General features: G+C 54.7%; 23 protein-coding genes. 16 read left to right on the forward strand and 7 right to left on the reverse strand.

Annotation, left to right across the window (positions count from 1 at the left end):
- Positions 1-137: 137 nt before the first annotated feature.
- Positions 138-1391: a serine hydroxymethyltransferase gene (gene glyA / locus ACS0RQ_RS06595; protein WP_271849578.1), complete on the forward strand. Its 1254-nt coding sequence runs from the start codon at positions 138-140 to the stop codon at positions 1389-1391.
- A 49-nt stretch (positions 1392-1440) separates the two neighbouring features.
- Here the strand turns inward: glyA and ACS0RQ_RS06600 are convergent, their stop codons facing one another.
- Complete coding sequence (locus tag ACS0RQ_RS06600; protein ID WP_271849579.1) at positions 1441-2334, reverse strand: nickel/cobalt efflux protein RcnA; 894 nt, start codon at positions 2332-2334, stop codon at positions 1441-1443.
- Positions 2335-2476: 142 nt separating this feature from the next.
- On the opposite strand from ACS0RQ_RS06600, the gene rcnR reads away from it, so the two are divergent.
- On the forward strand, positions 2477-2749 hold the full coding sequence (gene rcnR, locus ACS0RQ_RS06605) for a Ni(II)/Co(II)-binding transcriptional repressor RcnR (RefSeq protein WP_039079645.1): 273 nt from the start codon (positions 2477-2479) through the stop codon (positions 2747-2749).
- A gap of 98 nt (positions 2750-2847) precedes the next feature.
- The gene (locus ACS0RQ_RS06610) at positions 2848-3987 is read left to right on the forward strand and encodes a 3-phenylpropionate MFS transporter (protein WP_271849580.1); all 1140 of its coding nucleotides are present in this window, start codon (positions 2848-2850) and stop codon (positions 3985-3987) included.
- Here ACS0RQ_RS06610 and csiE read toward each other — a convergent pair.
- Positions 3984-5261 (reverse strand): stationary phase inducible protein CsiE, encoded by a 1278-nt coding sequence (gene csiE, locus ACS0RQ_RS06615; RefSeq protein WP_271849581.1) that lies wholly within the window; start codon positions 5259-5261, stop codon positions 3984-3986. The genes ACS0RQ_RS06610 and csiE overlap by 4 nt on opposite strands.
- Positions 5262-5385: 124 nt before the next feature.
- Between csiE and ACS0RQ_RS06620 the strand changes: the two genes are divergently transcribed.
- Both ACS0RQ_RS06620 and ACS0RQ_RS06625 read left to right on the forward strand, forming a co-directional pair.
- Positions 5386-6024 (forward strand): DUF1007 family protein, encoded by a 639-nt coding sequence (locus ACS0RQ_RS06620; protein ID WP_132439070.1) that lies wholly within the window; start codon positions 5386-5388, stop codon positions 6022-6024.
- On the forward strand, positions 6015-6995 hold the full coding sequence (locus ACS0RQ_RS06625) for a nickel/cobalt transporter (RefSeq protein WP_271849582.1): 981 nt from the start codon (positions 6015-6017) through the stop codon (positions 6993-6995). Before ACS0RQ_RS06620 ends, ACS0RQ_RS06625 begins: the two co-directional genes overlap by 10 nt.
- 52 nt (positions 6996-7047) lie before the next feature.
- On the opposite strand, the gene suhB is transcribed toward ACS0RQ_RS06625, so the two are convergent.
- A complete protein-coding gene (suhB, locus tag ACS0RQ_RS06630; RefSeq protein WP_039079650.1) occupies positions 7048-7851 on the reverse strand; it encodes an inositol-1-monophosphatase in 804 nt (267 codons plus the stop codon).
- Between the two features lie 117 nt (positions 7852-7968).
- Between suhB and trmJ the strand changes: the two genes are divergently transcribed.
- The 11 genes from trmJ to sseB all read left to right on the forward strand — a co-directional run bounded on the left by trmJ (position 7969) and on the right by sseB (position 16944).
- A complete protein-coding gene (trmJ, locus tag ACS0RQ_RS06635) occupies positions 7969-8703 on the forward strand; it encodes a tRNA (cytosine(32)/uridine(32)-2'-O)-methyltransferase TrmJ (protein ID WP_108700834.1) in 735 nt (244 codons plus the stop codon).
- A 214-nt stretch (positions 8704-8917) separates the two neighbouring features.
- Entirely contained in the window at positions 8918-9409 is a 492-nt protein-coding gene (gene iscR / locus ACS0RQ_RS06640; protein WP_039079652.1) for a Fe-S cluster assembly transcriptional regulator IscR, read from the forward strand.
- A gap of 242 nt (positions 9410-9651) precedes the next feature.
- Positions 9652-10866: a cysteine desulfurase gene (iscS, locus tag ACS0RQ_RS06645; RefSeq protein WP_039079653.1), complete on the forward strand. Its 1215-nt coding sequence runs from the start codon at positions 9652-9654 to the stop codon at positions 10864-10866.
- Positions 10867-10893: 27 nt separating this feature from the next.
- On the forward strand, positions 10894-11280 hold the full coding sequence (gene iscU / locus ACS0RQ_RS06650; RefSeq protein ID WP_003860661.1) for a Fe-S cluster assembly scaffold IscU: 387 nt from the start codon (positions 10894-10896) through the stop codon (positions 11278-11280).
- Positions 11281-11293: 13 nt separating this feature from the next.
- Positions 11294-11617, forward strand: coding sequence for an iron-sulfur cluster assembly protein IscA (gene iscA / locus ACS0RQ_RS06655; protein ID WP_039079654.1), 324 nt, complete (start codon positions 11294-11296; stop codon positions 11615-11617).
- Positions 11618-11739: 122 nt separating this feature from the next.
- A complete protein-coding gene (gene hscB, locus ACS0RQ_RS06660) occupies positions 11740-12255 on the forward strand; it encodes a co-chaperone HscB (RefSeq protein ID WP_271849583.1) in 516 nt (171 codons plus the stop codon).
- Between the two features lie 18 nt (positions 12256-12273).
- On the forward strand, positions 12274-14124 hold the full coding sequence (hscA, locus tag ACS0RQ_RS06665) for a Fe-S protein assembly chaperone HscA (RefSeq protein WP_271849584.1): 1851 nt from the start codon (positions 12274-12276) through the stop codon (positions 14122-14124).
- 1 nt (position 14125) lies between these two features.
- Positions 14126-14461, forward strand: a complete 336-nt coding sequence (fdx, locus tag ACS0RQ_RS06670) for an ISC system 2Fe-2S type ferredoxin (protein ID WP_039079657.1) — start codon at positions 14126-14128, stop codon at positions 14459-14461.
- Between the two features lies 1 nt (position 14462).
- Positions 14463-14663 carry a Fe-S cluster assembly protein IscX gene (gene iscX / locus ACS0RQ_RS06675; protein WP_039079658.1) on the forward strand — a complete coding sequence of 67 codons (201 nt, stop codon included), beginning with the start codon at positions 14463-14465 and terminating at the stop codon, positions 14661-14663.
- A 60-nt stretch (positions 14664-14723) separates the two neighbouring features.
- Positions 14724-16013, forward strand: coding sequence for an aminopeptidase PepB (gene pepB / locus ACS0RQ_RS06680; RefSeq protein WP_271849585.1), 1290 nt, complete (start codon positions 14724-14726; stop codon positions 16011-16013).
- A 127-nt stretch (positions 16014-16140) separates the two neighbouring features.
- Positions 16141-16944, forward strand: a complete 804-nt coding sequence (gene sseB / locus ACS0RQ_RS06685; RefSeq protein ID WP_271849586.1) for an enhanced serine sensitivity protein SseB — start codon at positions 16141-16143, stop codon at positions 16942-16944.
- A gap of 13 nt (positions 16945-16957) precedes the next feature.
- On the opposite strand, the gene ACS0RQ_RS06690 is transcribed toward sseB, so the two are convergent.
- From ACS0RQ_RS06690 to ACS0RQ_RS06705, 4 genes are all read right to left on the reverse strand, one after another.
- Positions 16958-17731, reverse strand: coding sequence for a MurR/RpiR family transcriptional regulator (locus ACS0RQ_RS06690; protein WP_193794096.1), 774 nt, complete (start codon positions 17729-17731; stop codon positions 16958-16960).
- Positions 17732-18577 (reverse strand): 3-mercaptopyruvate sulfurtransferase, encoded by an 846-nt coding sequence (gene sseA / locus ACS0RQ_RS06695; RefSeq protein ID WP_039079789.1) that lies wholly within the window; start codon positions 18575-18577, stop codon positions 17732-17734. It abuts the gene before it with no gap.
- Positions 18578-18792: 215 nt separating this feature from the next.
- On the reverse strand, positions 18793-20160 hold the full coding sequence (locus tag ACS0RQ_RS06700) for a 6-phospho-alpha-glucosidase (RefSeq protein WP_271849587.1): 1368 nt from the start codon (positions 20158-20160) through the stop codon (positions 18793-18795).
- A 12-nt stretch (positions 20161-20172) separates the two neighbouring features.
- Positions 20173-21717, reverse strand: coding sequence for a PTS transporter subunit EIIC (locus ACS0RQ_RS06705; RefSeq protein WP_271849588.1), 1545 nt, complete (start codon positions 21715-21717; stop codon positions 20173-20175).
- Between the last annotated feature and the right edge of the window lie 164 nt (positions 21718-21881).

Raw genomic sequence — 21881 nt, forward strand, 5'->3', positions numbered from 1 at the left:
GCGCGCAGCCAATCGTTTGCGTAAAAACCTTTGTCAAGACCTGTTATCGCGATATGAATCAGTTATACTGTGAGCCGTTCCCCAAAACGGGCCCTCAAATTTGAGTTGCTTTATTGTTAGCTGAGCAGGAGATGCGGATGTTAAAACGTGAAATGAACATTGCCGATTATGATGCCGAACTGTGGCAGGCTATGGAGCAGGAAAAAGTACGTCAGGAAGAACACATTGAACTGATCGCCTCCGAGAACTACACCAGCCCGCGTGTAATGCAGGCACAGGGCTCTCAGCTGACCAACAAATATGCCGAAGGTTATCCGGGCAAACGCTACTATGGCGGTTGCGAGTATGTCGATATCGTTGAACAACTGGCTATCGACCGTGCAAAAGAGCTGTTCGGCGCTGACTATGCGAACGTGCAGCCGCACTCCGGTTCTCAGGCTAACTTCGCGGTCTACACCGCGCTGCTGCAACCGGGCGATACTGTTCTGGGTATGAACCTGGCACAGGGCGGCCACCTGACTCACGGCTCCCCGGTTAACTTCTCCGGTAAACTGTACAACATCATCCCTTACGGTATCGATGAGTCCGGTAAAATTGACTATGAAGACATGGCGAAGCAGGCTCAGGAACACAAACCGAAGATGATCATCGGTGGTTTCTCTGCTTACTCCGGTATCGTTGACTGGGCAAAAATGCGTGAAATCGCAGACAGCATCGGCGCATACCTGTTCGTTGACATGGCCCACGTTGCCGGTCTGATTGCGGCAGGCGTTTACCCGAACCCGGTTCCACACGCTCACGTCGTCACGACGACCACGCACAAAACCCTGGCGGGTCCGCGCGGTGGCCTGATCCTGGCGAAAGGCGGTAACGAAGATCTGTACAAAAAACTGAACTCCGCTGTGTTCCCAAGCGCACAGGGCGGCCCGCTGATGCACGTCATCGCCGCGAAAGCCGTCGCGCTGAAAGAAGCGATGGAGCCAGAGTTCAAAGTCTACCAGCAGCAGGTTGCTAAGAACGCGAAAGCAATGGTGGAAGTGTTCCTGAACCGTGGCTACAAAGTGGTCTCCGGCGGTACGGAAAACCATCTGTTCCTGCTGGATCTGGTGGACAAAAACCTGACCGGTAAAGAAGCAGACGCTGCGCTGGGCCGCGCCAACATCACCGTTAACAAAAACAGCGTGCCGAACGATCCGAAAAGCCCGTTTGTCACTTCCGGTATCCGTATTGGTTCTCCGGCGGTAACCCGTCGCGGCTTTAAAGAAGCGGAAGTGAAAGAGCTGGCTGGCTGGATGTGTGATGTACTGGACAACATCAATGATGAAGCGGTTATCGAGCGCGTCAAAGGTAAAGTTCTGGATATCTGCGCACGCTTCCCTGTTTATGCATAAGCCCTGAAAGCATACAAAAATGCCCGCATCTTGCGGGCATTTTTTTGCCTTATCGCAGGGTGAAATAGCCGTGAACGCCCATATAAATCCCTACCAGTGCAATCAATACGTTTGAGAAATAGGGCGCGCGCCGCGCAAGAGTATTGAATCCTGACCAGCGTTTCGCTGCATGTTGCACACTCACTGCCGCTCCCACGCCCACCGCAACCAGGGTTAATGCCAGACCGATACTGAAACACACCACCATCGTAGCGCCCAGCGTTAACGCCTTAAGCTGAATACAGATCAGCAGCACGGTAATCGCTGCCGGGCAGGGGATGAGTCCACCTGTCAGGCCAAACAGCAGAATTTGCCCGTTGGTCACCTTTGTGCCGTTAAAGCGGCGCTCGATATCCCGGGCATGGGCCAGTTCGTGCGCGTCACGATACTCTTCTTGTTTCTCCACTTTCCGCGCAGAGAGGATCACCGGCTGGCGCAGGCTCAGGCTGGCGGCTTGTGCAGGCTGGAAAATCAAACCTTGAGCATGAGGGTGGGGATGCGGATGATCGTGATGGTGGTCATGATCGTGGTGATGATCATGGTGGTGACCCGCATGCCACTGGCGCTCACCTTGCCAGGTACGCCAGAACATCCATGCGGCTGTCCCCAGAATAATCACTGCTGAGATCATCTGCATCCACGGCTCAACGGCCTCGGCAGTGAACCGACGGCTGATAAACATCCCGCCCATCGCGATAAGCCAGACCACCGCCGTATGAGACAGCGTAGCCGCAAGACCGAGCATAACGGCCTGTTTAACGGTGCCTTTGATCGCCACGATAAAGGCTGCCATCATCGTTTTTGAATGCCCCGGTTCAAGGCCGTGCAGCGCGCCGAGCAGAATGGCGCTCGGTATGAAAAACCAGCCATTTCCCTGCTGAAAGAGGGTCGCAAAATCGGTCATGAGAATAATTCTCGCTAATTGTTATCTCTTTTAAATCTACTCCCCCCCAGTAAAAAATACTATCCCCCAGTAGAAAGAAACTCCCCCCCAGTTGTTCTGTGATATGATTTTTCCACTCAGCAGACGCGAAAATGAGGTCAGTATGTCGCATACCATTCGGGATAAAAGAAAGCTCAAAGCACGGGCGAGTAAGATTGAAGGGCAAGTTGCGGCGCTGAAAAAGATGCTTGATGAACCGCATGAATGCGCACAGGTTTTGCAGCAAATCGCGGCCATTCGCGGGGCGGTTAACGGTTTGATGCGTGAGGTTATTAAAGGACATTTGACCGATCATATCGTTCATGAAAATGACGAAGTTAAACGTGAAGCCGACCTTGACGTGGTGCTGAGTGTGCTGGATTCCTATATCCGCTAACGGTAAGGGAATAACACGCCTCCCCAATCTGTTATATAACTGTTACTTGCCAGTTTATTGATTTACCTCCAGACTATCGCCTCATTCAGGAGGGAATCATGGTTTTGCAGTCCACGCGCTGGCTGGCGCTCGCTTATTTCACCTACTTTTTTAGTTACGGCATCTTTTTGCCCTTCTGGAGCGTCTGGCTCAAAGGCACAGGACTCACGCCGGAAACCATCGGGATCTTGCTCGGTGCAGGCCTGGTAGCCCGTTTCCTCGGCAGCCTGCTTATCGCACCTCGCGTCAGTAACCCCTCACTTCTTATTAACGCCTTACGTCTCCTTGCGTTGATGACGCTGGTGTTCGCGCTCGCCTTTTGGGCCGGGACGAATGTGGCCTGGCTCATGGTAGTGATTATCGGTTTTAACCTCTTTTTCTCGCCGCTGGTTCCCTTGACGGATGCGCTTGCCAACACCTGGCAGAAACAGTTTCCCATGGACTACGGTCGGGTTCGCGTCTGGGGCTCTATCGCCTTTGTGATTGGCTCGGCGGCAACCGGAAAACTGGTTAGCGAATTTGATTATCGTGCGGTGCTGGCGATGCTGACGCTGGGGGTTGCTTCTATGCTGCTGGGAATGCTGCTACGCCCGTCGATTTTACCGCAGGGAGATACCCGCCATCAGGATGCCACCGGCTGGAAGGCATGGCGCGACCTGGTCGTAAAAAGCTGGCGTTTCCTGGTTTGCGTTTCGCTACTGCAGGGGGCGCACGCTGCCTACTATGGTTTCAGTGCCATCTACTGGCAGGAAGCGGGGTATTCCGCTTCAACGGTGGGCTATCTCTGGTCACTTGGGGTGGTCGCAGAAGTCGTTGTCTTTACGCTCAGTAACCGGTTGTTCCGCCGCTTTAGCGCCCGCGATTTGCTTTTACTGTCTGCTGTTTGTGGGCTGGTGCGTTGGGGCCTGATGGGATGGACGACCGATCTGTCGTGGCTTATCGTCGTACAAATTCTGCACTGCGGTACCTTTACCGTCTGCCATCTGGCCGGTATGCGCTACATCGCTGCCCGCAAAGACAATGAGATAATTCGTCTGCAGGCTGTCTATTCGGCCATCGCGATGGGCGGAAGTATTGCGGTGATGACCATGTTTTCCGGATTCTTATTCCAGCATCTGCATCAGGGGCTGTTCTGGGTGATGGCGCTACTGGCAGTGCCTGCACTGTTTTTGCGCCCGAAGGTTGCCGCTCAGCCTTAAGCTTCAAGCATTTCACGGATATGCGCCTGCTGATGACCGGTCAGCGGGCGATCCGCATGGATCAGCGGCGGTGAAAAGAGGGGGAGTGGAGTTGTGTACGGGGTCACGATCAGCGTGACATCGCGTGGCGCCCCCTGTTTCTGAAAGTCCTGTAGCGACAAATACTTAATATTGAGCGGCAGCAGCGTGAGTTCGCGCAGTTGCAATTCAATTTCCTGTTCGCGCTCTGGCTCGTGGCCGGTAAGCAGTACGACCTGTTTTTCATGCAGGTCGCTTTCCTGCATTAGCCATGCCCCGAAGATGACCGCCACCAGGCCCGCTTCCTCGTCGCTAAAACGCAGGCCGTATTCTTTTTCCACCACCAATAACGCCTCGCGCGCGGTGCGTACCAGCCGTGGATAAAGACGGAAAATCTCCTCCTGCAGGCTGTCATCAATACCAATTCCAAAGAGATTACGATCCAGCGCCTGGGCCAGGTGAACATAAAGCTGTGCCGCCAGCCCTTGCTCATCGCTGAAACGCAGCCCGGCAAGCGCGCGAAAACGGGCAATCATATGCGCAATGGCTTGTTGCAGGCGTTTATCCTGTTGCTGGCTGTCGTTCAGTGGGTCCGGGGTACGCAACATCATAAACAGCAGCGAGAGAAAGGCATGTTCGTTACCGGGAGGTAACGCGGTAACACGACGGCGCCAGTGACGCACGATTTCATGCGCCGCTGCGTATTCTGCGCGCATCTGTGTCCATGCCTGCTGAACCGGGTTAAACTCCGGCGTAAAACCGTAGTGACTTTGCAGCAGGCAGTACTGGAGATAGAGACGCAGAAACTGAATGTCGCGGCATTCAAATGACCGTTCTAAGCGCCGGGCGCAGAGGTTAATCAACGCGCGCAAATTGGTGTCGTCATACAGCGTGCGGGCAACCCCCTGTTGTTTAAGGGCGGCTTTGAGCGCTGGCGCATACTGTTGAGTGATAAAATGGGGACATAAGCGCAGCCCACGCCGGAGCCATTGCAACAGGCATAAACGTTGGTCGAGTGCTGTGCCTTCAATCCGGTAGCTGCCGTCCTGTCGGGACGTAATAGTCAGCCGATGAAAACGCTGGATCTCATGGTCGGTCTCGGCAATATCCTGCCGGGTGACCTCTTCATCCACGCCATTCATGGCACGTATGATTTCCGTGGTGACAGTGTGCCCTGGGAGTGCGAGCATCAAAAGCACCTGGCAGCGGCGCTGCGGACTGGAGAGCACAGATGGCGGTGTCATTTCTATAGTCATCTGTCAGGCTCCAGTAAGGTTGTTTGATAAGAATAGCTAAAGGTATGTCTGGTGAAAGCGCAGCCGCAGCCCTTTCCTTCAGGATTGCCGGAGAGCATCACAGAATTTTTCTCGTGAGGAACACATGCAAGCAGTTAAACAATGCGCTTTTGGGCTCTTTCTCGCATTTTTATCATTCAGTGCGCTGGCGCATCCGCACAGTTTCATCCGCATAAAAATGCAGCTTGTGGTGGATAACGGGCAATGGACCGGGCTGAATATGCGCTGGACGATGGATGAAATTACCTCCGCCGATCTCCTCTATGATGCGGGTGATGCCAAACCGGGTGACGAGATCTGGAAAAAGCTGGCGGCGGAAGTGATGGCCAATGTACTGGGGCAGCATTACTTCACCGAAGTCTGGCATAACGGGCAAAAAGTGAAATTTCAAAATCGACCCTTAAGCTATGGCCTTGCGAGGGAAGGGCATAAGGCAGTGTTAACCTTTGTGTTGCCGCTGGCAGAACCACAGCCGCTGAGCGGGCAGACGTATACTTTTTCCACCTATGATCCGACCTATTTTGTCGACATGAGTTACGCCAGTGAGAGCGATGCCACGCTGCCGGATGTTGTACAGAAGACATGCAAACTTACAGTTAAAACACCGAAGCCGGGGGAAGATGTGCTGAACTATGCACAATCGCTGGATAAAGCGGATGCGCCGGAGGAAGACATGCAGTTGGGTAAACAGTTCGCGCAGACGGTGACGGTACAATGTCCGTAATTAACACAACACGCCGACCGCTGCGGCGCTGGCGGCAGTGGTGGCCTCTGGCCCTCTTTATCGTGCTCGCGCTGGCGGGCGTCTTCTGGCTCTGGCACGTCTGGCCGCAGGTACTGCGTGAAAGTGTCGGCTGGCAGCGTGCGTTTAACCGGCAAATGAGTGCCCTGATTCAGGCCGTGGCAGAAAACCCGACTACTGCGGGGGGGGCTCTGCTGATGGTGAGCTTTATGTATGGCGTACTGCATGCGCTCGGGCCGGGGCATGGCAAGGTGGTGATCACCACCTGGCTTGCAACGCATCCTTCACGCCTGAAATCCAGTATTGGGCTGACGCTGGCTTCTTCCTTACTGCAAGGGATGGTGGCGGTGACGCTGGTGTTTGTCGTATTGAGCGTACTGGCGCTACCGGCCCGTCAGCTTCATTTAAGCAGCTTCTGGCTGGAGAAATTTAGCTACGCGCTGGTGGGGGTGCTGGGCCTGTTGCTCTGCTGGCGTGCTGTCAATAAACTCCGCGGCCTGTTACGCAAACCTACATTTACCGCGTTTACGCCCCACCATGAGCATCATGAACACTGCGGTTGTGGACATCAGCATCTGCCCACGGCGGAGCAGCTACAGCAGGGCGACGACTGGCGCGCGCGTTTGATGATCATTCTCTCGATGGGGATGCGGCCCTGTTCCGGGGCCATTATGGTACTGCTGTTCAGTAAGGTGATTGGCGTTTTCGGCTGGGGTGTTGCCTCGGCGATGGCGATGGCGGCCGGGACATCATTGACAATCTCGACGCTGGCGCTGCTGGTGCACAGTTTTCGTCAACTGGCGGTGAAATTGAGTGCGAATAAAGCCCCCGCCCTATGGAAGCAGGTTGGCTGGACGACGCTCGCGCTGGCGGGTGGGGCGATTCTTGTCACCGCATCGGTTGTGATGTGGCTCAGTGCGGAAATAATGGGAAGAGGGCTTCGGCCTTTTTGATTCGCCGAAAGAGAGTACCGCTTGCAGCCAGGCCGCAAGCGGTTATCAGGCATTAACGCTTGAGCGCGTCGCTCAGCTCTTCGCGCATGTTTGCCAGCATCGCTTTCACAACGCGTGGGTTACCTGCAACGATGTTGCCGGTTGTCATATAGTTATGACCACCGGTGAAATCGCACACCAGACCGCCAGCTTCACGAACCAGCAGTTCGCCTGCCGCAAAATCCCACGGTTTGAGGGCGATTTCGAAGAAACCGTCAACGCGGCCCGCAGCCACATAGGCCAGGTCCAGCGCAGCAGAACCGGTACGACGGAAATCCGCGCACTCAGTAAACAGTTTGCCAACGATGTTGATGTAGGTCGCCGCGTGTTGCTTGGCTTTGAACGGGAAGCCGGTCGCCAGAATGGTGCCGTCCAGGTCGCGCGCAGTGCTGCCACGCAGACGATAGCCGTTCAATTGCGCGCCCTGACCACGGGTTGCCGTGAAGAGTTCATTACGCATTGGATCGTAAACGACCGCGACTTCGGTGCGGCCTTTAATGCGCACGGCGATAGAGACGGAGAAGTGTGGCAGACGTTTGATGAAGTTGGTGGTGCCATCCAGTGGATCGATAACCCATTGAACATCCTGATCTGTGCCTTCATGCTCACCGCTTTCTTCGGTGATAATGGTGTGTTGCGGGTAAGATTTACGGATAGTGTCGATAATCACTGCTTCTGCAGCTTTATCTACGTTAGTCACGAAATCGTTACTGCCTTTCTGGCTCGCTTCTACAGCGTCCGGGGTTTCATAGTGTTTGGCAATTACATTACCCGCCTTGCGCGCAGCACGCACGGCGATGGTCAGCATCGGATGCATCGGTTTCTCTCACTGGATGTTAAAGAACGGAAAACGGCGCGTATGATAGCAGCGAATTCGGATTATGTCTTCGCTTTATGATAATATGCGCGAATATTCTTTAGCCGTTGAAAAAATATGCTGCAAAATATTCGAATTGTGCTGGTTGAAACCTCTCACACTGGCAACATGGGCTCCGTCGCCCGCGCAATGAAAACGATGGGCTTAACCAACCTCTGGCTGGTGAACCCGCTGGTTAAACCGGACTCCCAGGCAATCGCGCTGGCCGCAGGTGCCAGCGATGTGATTGGCAATGCGCAAATCGTCGATACCCTCGATGAGGCGCTGGCAGGCTGTAGCCTCGTTGTCGGTACCAGCGCCCGCTCCCGTACGCTGCCGTGGCCGATGCTCGACCCGCGTGAGTGTGGCTTAAAAAGCGTTTCCGAGGCACAGCATGCGCCGGTGGCGCTGGTATTTGGTCGCGAACGCGTTGGCCTGACCAATGACGAACTCCAAAAATGTCATTATCACGTCGCGATTGCGGCCAACCCGGAATACAGCTCGCTGAACCTGGCGATGGCGGTTCAGGTGATTGCTTACGAAGTCCGTATGGCGTGGCTGGCGACGCAGGAAAACGACAGCACGGAAGAACATGAAGAGACGCCGTATCCGCTGGTGGATGATCTGGAGCGTTTCTATGGTCACCTGGAAAAGACGCTGCTCTCCACCGGGTTTATCCGTGAAAGCCACCCAGGACAGGTCATGAACAAGTTGCGCCGCCTCTTTACCCGTGCGCGTCCGGAAAGCCAGGAACTGAATATCCTGCGCGGAATTCTGGCGTCAATTGAGCAGAAAACGCAGGAAAAACAGTAGGGTTACTGTTTTTCCTGCGTATGCCCCGACTGCTTCTGCGGGCGAAAAATGCCCCTAAGCAAAACGGCACGTAAAGCCAAATACCTGACTAAAACAGTCAAGTAAATAGTTGACCAATTTAGTCAGGAATGTCAGACTTGCCCCTGCTATGCGACATTATTTTAAATTTTAATAAAAACCCCGGGCAGGGGCGAGTCTGAGGCTAAGTTAAGACATGAGACTGACATCTAAAGGGCGTTATGCCGTGACCGCAATGCTGGACGTTGCGCTCAACTCCGAAACGGGCCCGGTACCGTTGGCTGATATTTCCGAACGTCAGGGAATCTCCCTCTCTTATCTGGAACAACTGTTCTCTCGCTTGCGCAAAAATGGCCTCGTGGCCAGCGTGCGTGGCCCGGGCGGCGGTTATCTGCTGGGTAAAGATGCAGGCAGTATCGCTGTTGGTGAAGTGATCAGCGCCGTTGACGAATCTGTTGATGCAACCCGTTGCCAGGGTAAAAGCGGCTGCCAGGGCGGCGACAAATGCCTGACCCATGCGCTGTGGCGTGACCTGAGCGATCGTCTGACCGGTTTCCTGAACAACATCACCCTGGGTGAGTTGGTCAATAACCAGGAAATCCTCGATGTGTCCGATCGTCAGCATACGCACGAATCCCATCGCACGACCCGTGGTCAGGATGCCATCGACGTTAAGCTGCGCGCATAATTTACCCGTCCTGTTTCGGGGCGCTGCTGCGTTGGCCGCACTTGTTTAACCCAGGCGCTTACTTATGTAAGCACCTGGGCATTCACAAGCCTGCCGCCTTGCCGCACCGCAAAACAGTTAGGTTAAAACACTATAAGAATTCAGAATCAGGCCGGGGTGATCCGTCACCCCGTATAAACGGTCGTACATCCAGCCGGTAGCCTGATTCATTGCATTGAGTGATGTACGGAGTTTATAGAGCAATGAAATTACCGATCTATCTCGATTACTCCGCAACGACGCCGGTGGATCCGCGTGTTGCTGAGAAAATGATGCAGTGTCTGACTCTGGACGGGACTTTTGGTAACCCAGCTTCTCGTTCTCACCGTTTTGGCTGGCAAGCTGAGGAGGCGGTTGATATCGCCCGTAATCAGATTGCTGAGCTGGTTGGTGCCGATCCGCGTGAAATTGTTTTCACCTCTGGCGCGACCGAATCCGATAACCTGGCGATCAAAGGTGCGGCTAACTTCTATCAGAAAAAAGGCAAGCACATCATCACCAGCAAAACCGAACACAAAGCCGTGCTGGACACCTGCCGTCAGCTCGAGCGTGAAGGTTTCGACGTGACCTATCTGGCACCTCAGCGCAACGGCATCATCGACCTGAAAGAGCTCGAAGCGGCCATGCGTGACGACACCATCCTCGTCTCCATCATGCACGTGAACAACGAAATCGGTGTGGTACAGGATATCGCGACCATCGGCGAAATGTGCCGTGCGCGCGGCATTATCTACCACGTTGATGCGACCCAGAGCGTGGGCAAACTGCCTATCGACCTGAGCCAGTTGAAAGTGGATCTGATGTCCTTCTCCGGCCACAAAATCTATGGCCCGAAAGGGATTGGCGCGCTGTACGTGCGTCGTAAACCGCGTATCCGTATTGAAGCACAGATGCACGGCGGCGGTCACGAGCGCGGTATGCGTTCCGGTACCCTGCCAGTACACCAGATTGTCGGCATGGGTGAAGCTTACCGTATCGCCAAAGAAGAGATGGAAACCGAGATGGCGCGTCTGCGCGGTCTGCGTAACCGTCTGTGGGACGGCGTGAAAGATATGGAAGAGGTCTACCTGAACGGCGATCTCGACCAGGGCGCACCGAACATCCTCAACGTCAGCTTTAACTACGTTGAAGGCGAGTCGCTGATCATGGCGCTCAAAGACCTGGCGGTTTCCTCTGGTTCTGCCTGTACCTCGGCGAGCCTGGAACCCTCTTACGTGCTGCGCGCGCTGGGTATGACTGACGAGCTGGCACACAGCTCTATTCGTTTCTCTTTAGGTCGTTTCACTACCGAAGAAGAGATTGACTACGCCATCAAGCTGGTTCGCAACTCCATTGGTCGTCTGCGCGAACTTTCTCCACTGTGGGAAATGTTCAAGCAGGGCGTGGATTTGAACACCATTGAATGGTCACATCACTAATCGGTAGCGGAATCAGGAGAACAGAACATGGCTTACAGCGAAAAAGTAATCGATCACTACGAAAACCCGCGCAACGTCGGCTCTTTTGACAACAGCGATGAGAGCGTTGGTAGCGGTATGGTGGGTGCACCAGCCTGTGGCGACGTAATGAAGTTGCAGATCAAAGTCAACAATGAAGGTATCATTGAAGACGCGCGCTTCAAGACCTACGGTTGCGGTTCGGCAATCGCCTCCAGTTCACTCGTCACCGAGTGGGTAAAAGGCAAGTCCCTGGATGAAGCGCAGGCAATTAAAAACACTGACATTGCCGAAGAGCTGGAATTGCCGCCGGTAAAAATCCACTGCTCTATTCTGGCGGAAGATGCGATTAAGGCCGCAATTGCGGACTACAAAAGTAAACGTGAAGCAAAATAATTGAGGGCATTGTATGTCGATTACCCTGAGCGACAGTGCTGCAACGCGAGTGAATAACTTTTTGGCCAACCGCGGTAAAGGGTTTGGCCTGCGTCTGGGGGTCAGAACCTCTGGTTGTTCTGGCATGGCCTACGTACTGGAATTTGTTGACGAACCCTCGGCGGAAGACACCGTGTTCGAAGATAAAGGTGTGAAGGTCGTTATCGACGGCAAGAGCCTGCAATTCCTTGATGGCACGCAACTGGATTTCGTTAAAGAAGGCCTGAACGAAGGGTTTAAGTTCACCAACCCGAACGTCAAAGACGAGTGCGGTTGCGGCGAAAGCTTTAACGTGTAATTGCATTTCACCGATAAGCCCCACCATAGAAAAGACTCACATCCTTCGCGCTGAGTCAGCGTGAAGGACGCAGAGTATGACTGTGTGTGGGGTTTGTTTTAGCAGGCTATTCCGAGATTGCTATGGATTACTTCACTCTCTTTGGGTTATCCGCCCACTATCAGATTGACATTCAGGCGCTGGCGTCACGCTACCAGGATCTGCAGCGTCAATACCATCCGGATAAATTCGCCAGCGGAACCCAGGCAGAACAACTGGCTGCGCTGCAGCAGTCTGCAACCATCAATCAGGCATGGCAGACGCTGCGTAGCCCGCTGAATCGCGCGGAATATCTCCTTTCACTGCACGGCTTCGATCTCGCCAGCGAGCAGCACACGGTGCGCGATACCGCTTTTCTGATGGAACAACTGGAATTGCGCGAAGAGCTTGATGAGATTGAACAGGCGCGGGATCAGGCGCGTCTGGAAAGCTTTAGCAAACGCGTGAAAGGTATGTTTGATTCCCGCCATCAGCAACTGATTGAACAACTGAATAATGAAACGTGGGATGTCGCGGCGGATACCGTGCGTAAACTGCGTTTTCTCGATAAACTGCGCAGCTCAATAGAACAACTCGAAGAAAAACTGCTCGGTTTTTAATTTTTCTGGAAGCACAAGATGGCCTTATTACAAATTAGTGAGCCTGGTTTGAGTGCCGCGCCGCATCAGCGTCGTCTGGCGGCAGGCATCGATTTAGGCACCACCAATTCTCTGGTTGCTACTGTACGCAGCGGCCAGGCTGAGACCCTTGCCGATAGCGCCGGGCGTCATCTGTTACCTTCGGTTGTGCACTATTCAGCCACCGAACATACCGTGGGTTATGACGCGCGTGCCAACGCCGCACAGGATCCGGTTAATACCATCAGTTCCGTAAAACGTATGCTGGGCCGCGCGCTGAGCGATATCCAGGTACGTTACCCGCATCTGCCGTATCAATTGCAGGCAAGCGAGAACGGTCTGCCGATGATCGCCACCAGCGCGGGGCTGATAAACCCGATCCGCGTCTCTGCCGATATCCTGAAATCCCTTGCGCTGCGCGCGCAAGAATCCCTGTCCGGCGAGCTGGACGGCGTGGTTATCACCGTTCCGGCATATTTTGACGATGCGCAGCGTCAGGGCACCAAAGATGCCGCGCGCCTGGCGGGCCTGCATGTTCTGCGTTTGCTCAACGAACCGACCGCAGCGGCGATAGCCTATGGCCTGGACTCCGGGAAAGAGGGGGTGATTGCCGTTTACGATCTGGGCGGCGGTACCTTTGATATTTCCATTCTGCGCTTAAGCCGCGGGGTGTTTGAAGTGCTGGCTACCGGCGGTGATTCCGCGCTGGGTGGCGATGACTTTGATCATCTGCTGGCAGATTTTATCCGCGAGCAGGCGAACCTGCCTCAGCATGGCGACAACCGTCTGCAGCGTGAACTGCTTGACGCCGCTATTGCCGCAAAAATTGCGCTGAGCGATGCCGCGTCCGTCACCGTTGAGGTGGCTGGCTGGCAGGGCACAGTGACCCGTGAACAGTTCGAAGCGCTGATTTCGACGCTGGTCAAACGTACCTTGCTTTCTTGCCGTCGCGCGCTGAAAGATGCGGGCGTTGAGCCTAACGAAGTGCTGGAAGTGGTCATGGTGGGCGGCTCCACGCGTGTACCTCTGGTTCGCGAGCAAGTGGGTGAGTTTTTTGGTCGTACGCCGCTGACCTCCATCGATCCGGATAAAGTTGTCGCGATTGGCGCGGCGATCCAGGCCGATATTCTGGTGGGCAATAAGCCAGACAGCGACATGCTGCTGCTGGATGTGATCCCGCTGTCGCTTGGCCTGGAAACCATGGGGGGGCTGGTGGAAAAAGTTATCCCGCGTAATACCACCATTCCGGTGGCGCGTGCGCAGGAGTTCACCACCTTCAAAGATGGGCAAACGGCCATGTCTATCCACGTAATGCAGGGCGAGCGCGAACTGGTGCAGGATTGCCGTTCGCTGGCGCGTTTTGCGCTTCGTGGTATCCCGGCGATGCCAGCGGGTGGCGCACATATCCGTGTTACCTTCCAGGTGGATGCGGACGGCCTGCTCAGCGTGACAGCCATGGAGAAATCCACCGGCGTTGAAGCGGCTATCCAGGTCAAGCCATCCTACGGCCTGACCGACAACGAAATCGCCACCATGATTAAAGATTCCATGAGCTTCGCTGAGCAGGACGTGAAAGCGCGTATGCTGGCCGAACAAAAAGTGGAAGCTGCCCGCGTACTGGAAAGCCTTAACGGTGCGCTGGCGACAGATGCCGCGCTGTTAAGCGCCGCAGAGCGGATGGTTATCGACGAGGCTATCGCACAGTTAAGTGCGGTTGCTAACGGCGATGATACTGACGCCATAGAACAAGCCATTAAAAATCTAGACAAACAAACCCAGGAATTCGCCGCGCGCCGCATGGATCAGTCCGTGCGCACCGCGTTAAAAGGCCATTCCGTCGACGAGGTTTAACATGCCAAAGATCGTTTTTCTGCCTCATCAGGACCTCTGTCCCGATGGCGCAGTTCTGGAAGCTAAGAGCGGCGAGACCATTCTTGATGTAGCCCTGCGTGGCGGTATTGAGATTGAGCACGCCTGTGAGAAATCCTGCGCCTGCACCACCTGCCACTGTGTCGTGCGTGAAGGGTTTGATTCGTTGCCGGAAAGCAGCGAAGACGAAGACGACATGCTGGATAAAGCCTGGGGTCTTGAGCCGGAAAGTCGCCTGGGTTGCCAGGCGCGTGTCACCGACGAAGATCTGGTCGTGGAGATCCCGCGTTACACTATCAACCACGCCCGGGAGCATTAATATGGCACTGAAATGGACCGACAGTCGCGAGATCGGCGAGGCGCTGTATGACGCTAACCCGGATCTCGATCCGAGAACTGTCCGCTTCACCGATATGCACCAGTGGATTTGCGATCTGGAAGATTTTGATGACGATCCGAACGCATCGAACGAAAAGATTCTCGAAGCAATTCTGCTAGTCTGGTTAGATGAAGCATCTTGATATCGACGGGCTGCCTTCTGGCGGCCCGTTTTCATATCCCATGCGCTAAAGGACAAAACAATGACAACAGAAGCGATGAAAATTACGCTGACGACCCAGGGCGCAGACGCTCGTTGGGGCGAAAAAGCGCTCTACAGTATTAATAACGACGGCATCACCCTGCACCTGACCGGTAAAGATGACACGGGCTTAATTCAGCGCGCCGCGCGCAAAATTGATGGCATGGGCATAAAGCATGTCGCGCTGAGCGGAGAAGGCTGGAACGCGGATCGCAGTTGGGCGTTCTGGGCTGGTTACAAAGGGCCGAAAGGGACGCGCAATGTTGAGTGGCCGACCTTATCAGAGTCCGATCAAAAAGAGCTCGACAGCCGTCTGAAAACCATCGACTGGGTGCGTGACATCATCAATGCGCCGGCAGAAGATCTCGGGCCGGAACAACTGGCGCAACGCGCTGTGGATCTGCTCAATGACGTGGGCGGCGAGGCGGTCTCTTACCGGATCGTGAAAGGCGAAGATCTGCGCGAAAAAGGATATATGGGCATCCATACTGTCGGGCGCGGTTCTGAACGTCCGCCGGTACTGCTGTCGCTGGATTTTAACCCGACGGGTGATGCAGAAGCGCCAATCTATGCCTGCCTGGTCGGTAAAGGCATTACCTTCGATTCCGGCGGTTATAGCATCAAGCAGACCGCGTTTATGGATTCGATGAAATCCGATATGGGCGGCGCTGCGCTGGTGACCGGTGCACTGGCATTTGCGATTACGCGCGGCCTGAAAAAGCGGGTGAAACTTTACCTATGCTGCGCGGATAACATGGTCAGCGGCAATGCCTTCAAACTGGGCGATATCATCCGCTACCGCAACGGCAAAACCGTAGAAGTCATGAACACCGATGCGGAAGGGCGTCTGGTGCTGGCAGACGGTCTGATTAATGCTTCCGCGCAGAAACCGCAATTTATCATTGATGCCGCGACCCTGACCGGGGCTGCTAAAACCGCATTGGGTAATGACTATCATGCGCTGTTTAGCTTCGATGACAAACTGGCAAACCGTTTACTGGCCAGCGCTGCGGCGGAAAACGAGCCGTTCTGGCGTTTGCCGCTGGCGGAATTCCACCGTAATCAGCTACCGTCAAACTTTGCCGAGCTGAATAACACCGCTGGCGCGGCGTTCCCGGCAGGGGCAAGCACGGCGGCAGGTTTCCTGTCGCATTTTGTGGAAAATTATCAGCAGGGCTGGCTGCATATCGACTGCTCTGCGACCTATCGTAAAGCGGCGGTGGAGCAGTGGGCTGCGGGTGCGACGGGCCTTGGCGTGCGTGCCATCGCGAATCTGTTGACCGCGAAGTAATTTTCCCCCTCATCCTGACCTTCTCCCCAAAGGGACGAGGGGGATTGTACGGTGCAGGCCGTCCCCCCCTCTCTATGGGAGAGGGCCGGGTGAGGGCTTCAAACAGCTTAAACGAACAGTAAAATTTATGTCTCATTCAGACCACGATCACGACCATCATCACGAGCCTGAAACCCTCGATAGCCTGCTGGAAAAAGCTGCGACTGAGCCGGCTTATCGTCCGGCATTTTTCCGCAAATTGCTGGAATCCACTGTTTGGGTGCCAGGCACTGCCGCGGAAGATGAAGCCATTGTTGAAGACAGCGTGTTGGATCTACAGCACTGGGAAAAGGACGACGGCCAGTCGGTGATCCCCTTTTTCACCTCCCTCGAAGCCCTGCAGCAGGCGGTGGAAACGGAGCAGGCATTTGTGGTGATGCCTGCGCGTACACTATTTGAAATGACGCTCGGTGAGACGCTGTTCCTCAATGCGAAGTTACCGACCGGTAAAGAGCTCACGCCGCGTGAAATCAGCCATCTGGTGGGTAAAGATGACAGTCCGTTAAGCCAGCAGGAAGTGCTGGAAGGCGGCATGTCGCTGCTGCTGTCCGAAGTGGCAGAACCGCCCGCGCAGATGATCGATTCGTTGATCAAATTGTTCTCGACCTTCAACCATGTGAAATGTGCGTATCTTTGCTCTATCAAAGAGAAAAATGATGCCCAGCCGAACCTGCTGATTGGTATTGAAGCCGAAGGCGACATTGAGAGCGTGATTGAGGCGGCAGGCAGTGTGGCAATGGATACCTTACCGGGTGATGAGCCAGTGGATATTTGCCAGGTAGTAAAAGGGGAACACGGGGTCAGCCATTTTATGATTGCCCATATCACCCCCTTCTATGAGCGCCGCTGGGGCAGTTTCCTGCGCGATCTGAAGAACAACCGCATTATCTGATACGTCGACGGGCTTATCCCGTCGCTTCCAGCAGCAGTAAATCCATCAGTAACACCAGATTCGACTCAAACGACGTTACCCCGGCCGCTTCGGCGGCAAAATGCACCGCTTCGTCATACAACGCAAAATGCAAATCCGCGAGGTTTGCCAGCGTATTCGCCGAGGCGCGAGTAAAGGCGATAACCGTCATACCGACATTCTGTGCAATACGCGCTTTATCCAGAACCTGTTCCGTTTCTCCGCTACGTGAGACGGCGATAAACACCTGGTAACGCGCCGCGTTGCTGAGGAAGATATTACGGCTGTCGCCGGGGCCGGAAATAAATGCCGTCTTGCCCAGCACCTGCAATTTTTTTGTCAGGTATTCCGCAAACAGATATGAAAAGCCGGCGCCATAAAGGAAAAAACTCTCTTTCTCGCGCAGTAATGTGACGAACTGTTGGCGTTTTTCCTCGGTCACCCATTGAAAGGTCTGCTGGTAGTTCGCCATAAACTGATGGAAAAGCGCAGGCAGGGTATTGCCGTTTCCCGTAACCTGCTCTGGAATATGAGGGGTATCGGCCAGAAGCTGTTTGCAGTGCCAGATGAATTCGCTGTAACCGCTAAACCCCAGTTTCTGGCATAGCCGCATAATGGTGGCAGTAGAGACAAATGTCGCTGTCGCCAGATCGCGGACGGTGATATTGCCCACCAGCAGCGGGTGATCCGTGAGGTGGGCAAGGACCCGGTATTCGGCGCGGGTAAGAGACTCCCCGCGCGTTAAAAGGGGCGCTAAACGGTTATCCATTTACGCAGGTTCAATCGGCAAGTCGTCGCGCGCGCCCCATTCACTCCAGGAACCATCGTATAACTTCACGTTATTTGCGCCGAGCGTGGTCAGTGCCAGGATGACGACAGTGGCGGTGACACCCGAGCCGCAACTGACAATAATCGGCTCCTGCAGATTAACGCCCTGACGTGTGAAAATGGCCTCCAGCTCGTCTGTCGTTTTTAGTTCACCGTTAACCACCAGATCGCCCCACGGTACATTCAGCGCGCCGGGAATATGGCCGCGTTTCAGGCCTGCACGCGGTTCATCCACCTCGGCGTTGAAACGGGCCGCCGGGCGGGCATCCACAAGCTGTGCGGTACGCTCGTGGCTGACCAGCAGCACATCGGTCAGGCGTTTAACCAGTGATGGGTCAACTTTCACTTCGAAATCAGATTGCGGCAAGTTGGCGTCACCCTGCTCAAGTGGCAGTTCATCGCGCTGCCAGCCTGCAAATCCGCCTGCCAGAATTGAAACCCGCTCGACACCGAAATAACGCAGCATCCACCAGGCGCGCGGTGCGGAGAAGAGATTGCCTTCGTCATAGACCACCAGATGTTTGTCGTGGCTTACGCCCAGTTCGCGCATGGCGACGGCAAAGGCTTCCGGGCGCGGTAACATGTGCGGCAGCGAAGTGGTGTGGTCAGAAAGGGCTTCGATATCAAAAAATACCGCCCCGGGAATGTGCCCGGCGCGGTATTCAGCCGTCATATTACGGGTGTGTTCCTGGCCTGCGGGTGCCATACGGGCATCGATGACCTGAACCTCGGGGTCATCGGCGTGTTCAATCAGCCAGTCGGCTGAGACAAAAAAAGAGGTGGACATGGTTGCCTCCGTGTCATCAACAAGAAACCCGCCATGTTTCAGGCTACAGGTGTATTGGCTGGATTCGTTCATCCCGGTCACTTACATCAGTAAGCTTCGGAGATTCTCTCACCTGTCGCCTGCCTGCAACTTGAATTATTCAGGGTATATCCTGAATTGTTAACGTTTTTTCCTGCCCCGACAAGCAACCATCGCAAAAGGCGCGAGTATCCTCGTTATTTTTTTATCGCCCGACCATTTTCCCAGGCTTTTTGCAGCGCGGGCCAGTATTCGCGATTCGCCGCGATCATTTCATCAAGAATCGCTTTAGCGTGTTGCATGGTGGGTACTGTGCGGTTGAGCGTAAAGGCCTGCAGGGCTTTTTCATAACTACCTTCAATGGTGGCTTCAACCAGCAGTTGTTCCGAAGCCAGTTGCTGCATCAATAACGTTTGATGAAACAACGGCACCGCCCCCATGCGCACCGGCTCCGGTCCGTTTGCCGTGATGTACGCCGGTACTTCTACCATTGCATCGTAGGGGAGGTTCGCAATCGCCCCTTTGTTTTCGACGATCACCAGATGGCGCTGACGTAAATCAAAGGCCAGCGAGCAGGCGACATCAACGATAAACGCGCCGTGAACCCCGACATGAAACGCATCCGGTAGGACGCCGGTACGTTGATACTCCTGGGCTGCGGCAAACAGCTTTTTCTCCCTGCCGTTCATCACCTCATTGGCGCGGGTATAGTTGGGATCCTGATGTTCAACAATCTCGTTGGGCATCAGGTAGTACTGTAGATAGGGGTTCGGCAGATATTCCGGGAAATGATCCATCAGCGGTTTAATATTGCGCCATGTCTTCACCCACGACGGATCCGAGTGTTGCGGATCGGTCTGTGCGGCATCTTCGGTGAGCAGGCCAAAGCGGGCAATGTGTTCACGCAGTTGAGGCAGTCTGTCTTCGCCATCAACAAGCACGCGGGTAAACCAGCCAAAATGGTTCAGGCCGAAGTAATCCACCTCCAGTTTGTGGCGATCAACGCCGAGGATCGCCCCCATATTGCGCATCGCCGCCACTGGCATATCGCAAATATTGAGCACGCGGGCGTCCGGACGCAGACGACGTACCCCTTCGGCAACAATTGCAGCGGGGTTGGAATAATTCACAATCCACGCGCGTTTATCGGCGTAGCGCTCGACCAGGTCAATGAGTTCCACCATTGGCAGAATGGTGCGCAGACCGTACGCCAGGCCGCCAGGTCCACAGGTTTCCTGCCCCACCACACCATGACGCAGCGGAATTTTTTCATCCTGCTCGCGCATTTTGTACTGGCCGACACGCATTTGGGCGAAGACGAAGTGGGCACCGCTAAAGGCCGTTTCCGGGTTGCTGGTGACGGTAAACTTGATGCTCTGGCTGTGGTCACGAATCACTTTTTCCACCACCGGCGCAATAGTGCTCTGTCGGGCTTCGTCGATGTCATAGAGGCGAATTTCCGCCAGCGGGAAATCCTCCAGACGCACCATCAGGCTTTTGACAATCCCTGGCGTGTAGGTGCTGCCGCCACCGGCGATAGAGAGAATAAATGGGGGGTTCAACATCTTTAGTCTCCTTTAGAGAAACGCCTCAACGGCTTCTCGCATTTTTTTGACATGCAGCCCGTAGACCACCTGAACGTTATTGCCTTGTTTGATGACCGCTTTCGCGCCCGTTGCTTTCAGGCGAGGTTCATCAATGGTGGCGACATCTTTCACCGTGACGCGCAGACGGGTATAGCAGTTGTCTACCACCTCGATGTTGCCGCGTCCGCCGAGTCCTTCGATGATCGCCTCGCCCAGTCCATCGTTGTTGCCTTTGGCCTGGTAATCCTGCTTGCTGTACAAACGCGTCTCTTCGTCTTCGGTTTCCCGGCCTGGCGTCTTCATGTCGAAACGCAAAATCAGGAAACGGAAAATAACGAAGTAGAGGGCGAACATAATCAGCCCGACCACGATGTACATCGGCCAGTTCGACTTCTCAGTGCCGAGCGGCAGGTTATAGAGAATAAAATCAATGATGCCGTTTGCGCCGATGGCATGGACGCCAAGCAGGGAGAAAAGCATCATGCCGATGCCGGTCAGCACCGCGTGCACCACGAACAGCAGTGGTGCGACGAACAGAAAAGAAAACTCAAGCGGTTCGGTCACCCCAACCAGAAGGGAGGTGAGCGCTGCGGGGATAAGAATCGCTTTCGCCGCCGCTTTGCGTTCGGGCCTGGCGGTCAAATACATGGCCAGTGCTGCGGCGGGCAGGCCGAACATTTTACTGATGCCACGCGCATCCCACACCACTGTGCTGCTCAGTTGTTTCACGTCCGGGCAGGCCATTTCGGCAAAATAGATATTGCGCGCGCCCTGATACATCGAGCCGCACACTTCCTGCGTACCGCCCAGTTCGGTATATAAAAATGGCGTGTAGACCAGGTGATGCAGGCCCGTGGGAACCAGAATGCGCTCCAGGAAGCCATAAATGGCCACGCCGAATGGCCCGGCACCTTTAATGGCCATGGCCAGCGTGCTGATGCCATGCTGGGCGAAAGGCCACAGCTCGCTCATGACAACCCCCAGCATCATAGAGACAGGGAGCATGATGATGGCGACAAAGCAGTGGCCGGAATAGATAGCCATCGCCCCGGAAAACTGTACGCCGGAATACTTGTTGTACAGATATCCCGATAGCGCGCCGGTGAGGATCCCGGCGAAGACGCCCATCTCCAGCACCTGTACACCCAGCACCATACTTTGGCCCGCGGCTTTCATCTGATCGGCCGCTGCCAGCCCCCCCTGCATCTGCAAGGTGACATTCATGGCATTGATAAACACGATAAAGGTGACCAGACCAATGAGCGCGGCATAGCCTTTATCGCGTGCGGCGAGACCAACGGGAATGCCGACTGCAAAGACCAGCGCCAGATTTGCCAACACCGAGACGGCGGATTTAGCAATCAGTTGCCCGGTATGTTGAATCAGCGGATGACCGAGAAACGGCAGGTACTCTGCCAGGTTGCCGTTGCCAAAAATATTTCCGAAGGCGATAAACAAGCCGACAATCGGCAAAATCAGCACCGGACCAAAGAGGGACTTACCGAAATTTTGTAGGGCGTTAACGGCTCTGCTCATAACGTTCTCTCTTATATGAACCGCGAAAAAGGGGTGAAGATGCACTAACGTTAGCAGGTGAACGCAAAAGTAAGCTATCTATCTTATTGTTTTAAAAACAAATGACCTGAAAGGTAACATGTAACGTTACGACCTGTGATCGCGGTAACATGGCCGAACGAACC

Origin of the sequence: Phytobacter diazotrophicus (assembly GCF_052061655.1) — a bacterium.
GTDB lineage: Bacteria > Pseudomonadota > Gammaproteobacteria > Enterobacterales > Enterobacteriaceae > Phytobacter > Phytobacter diazotrophicus.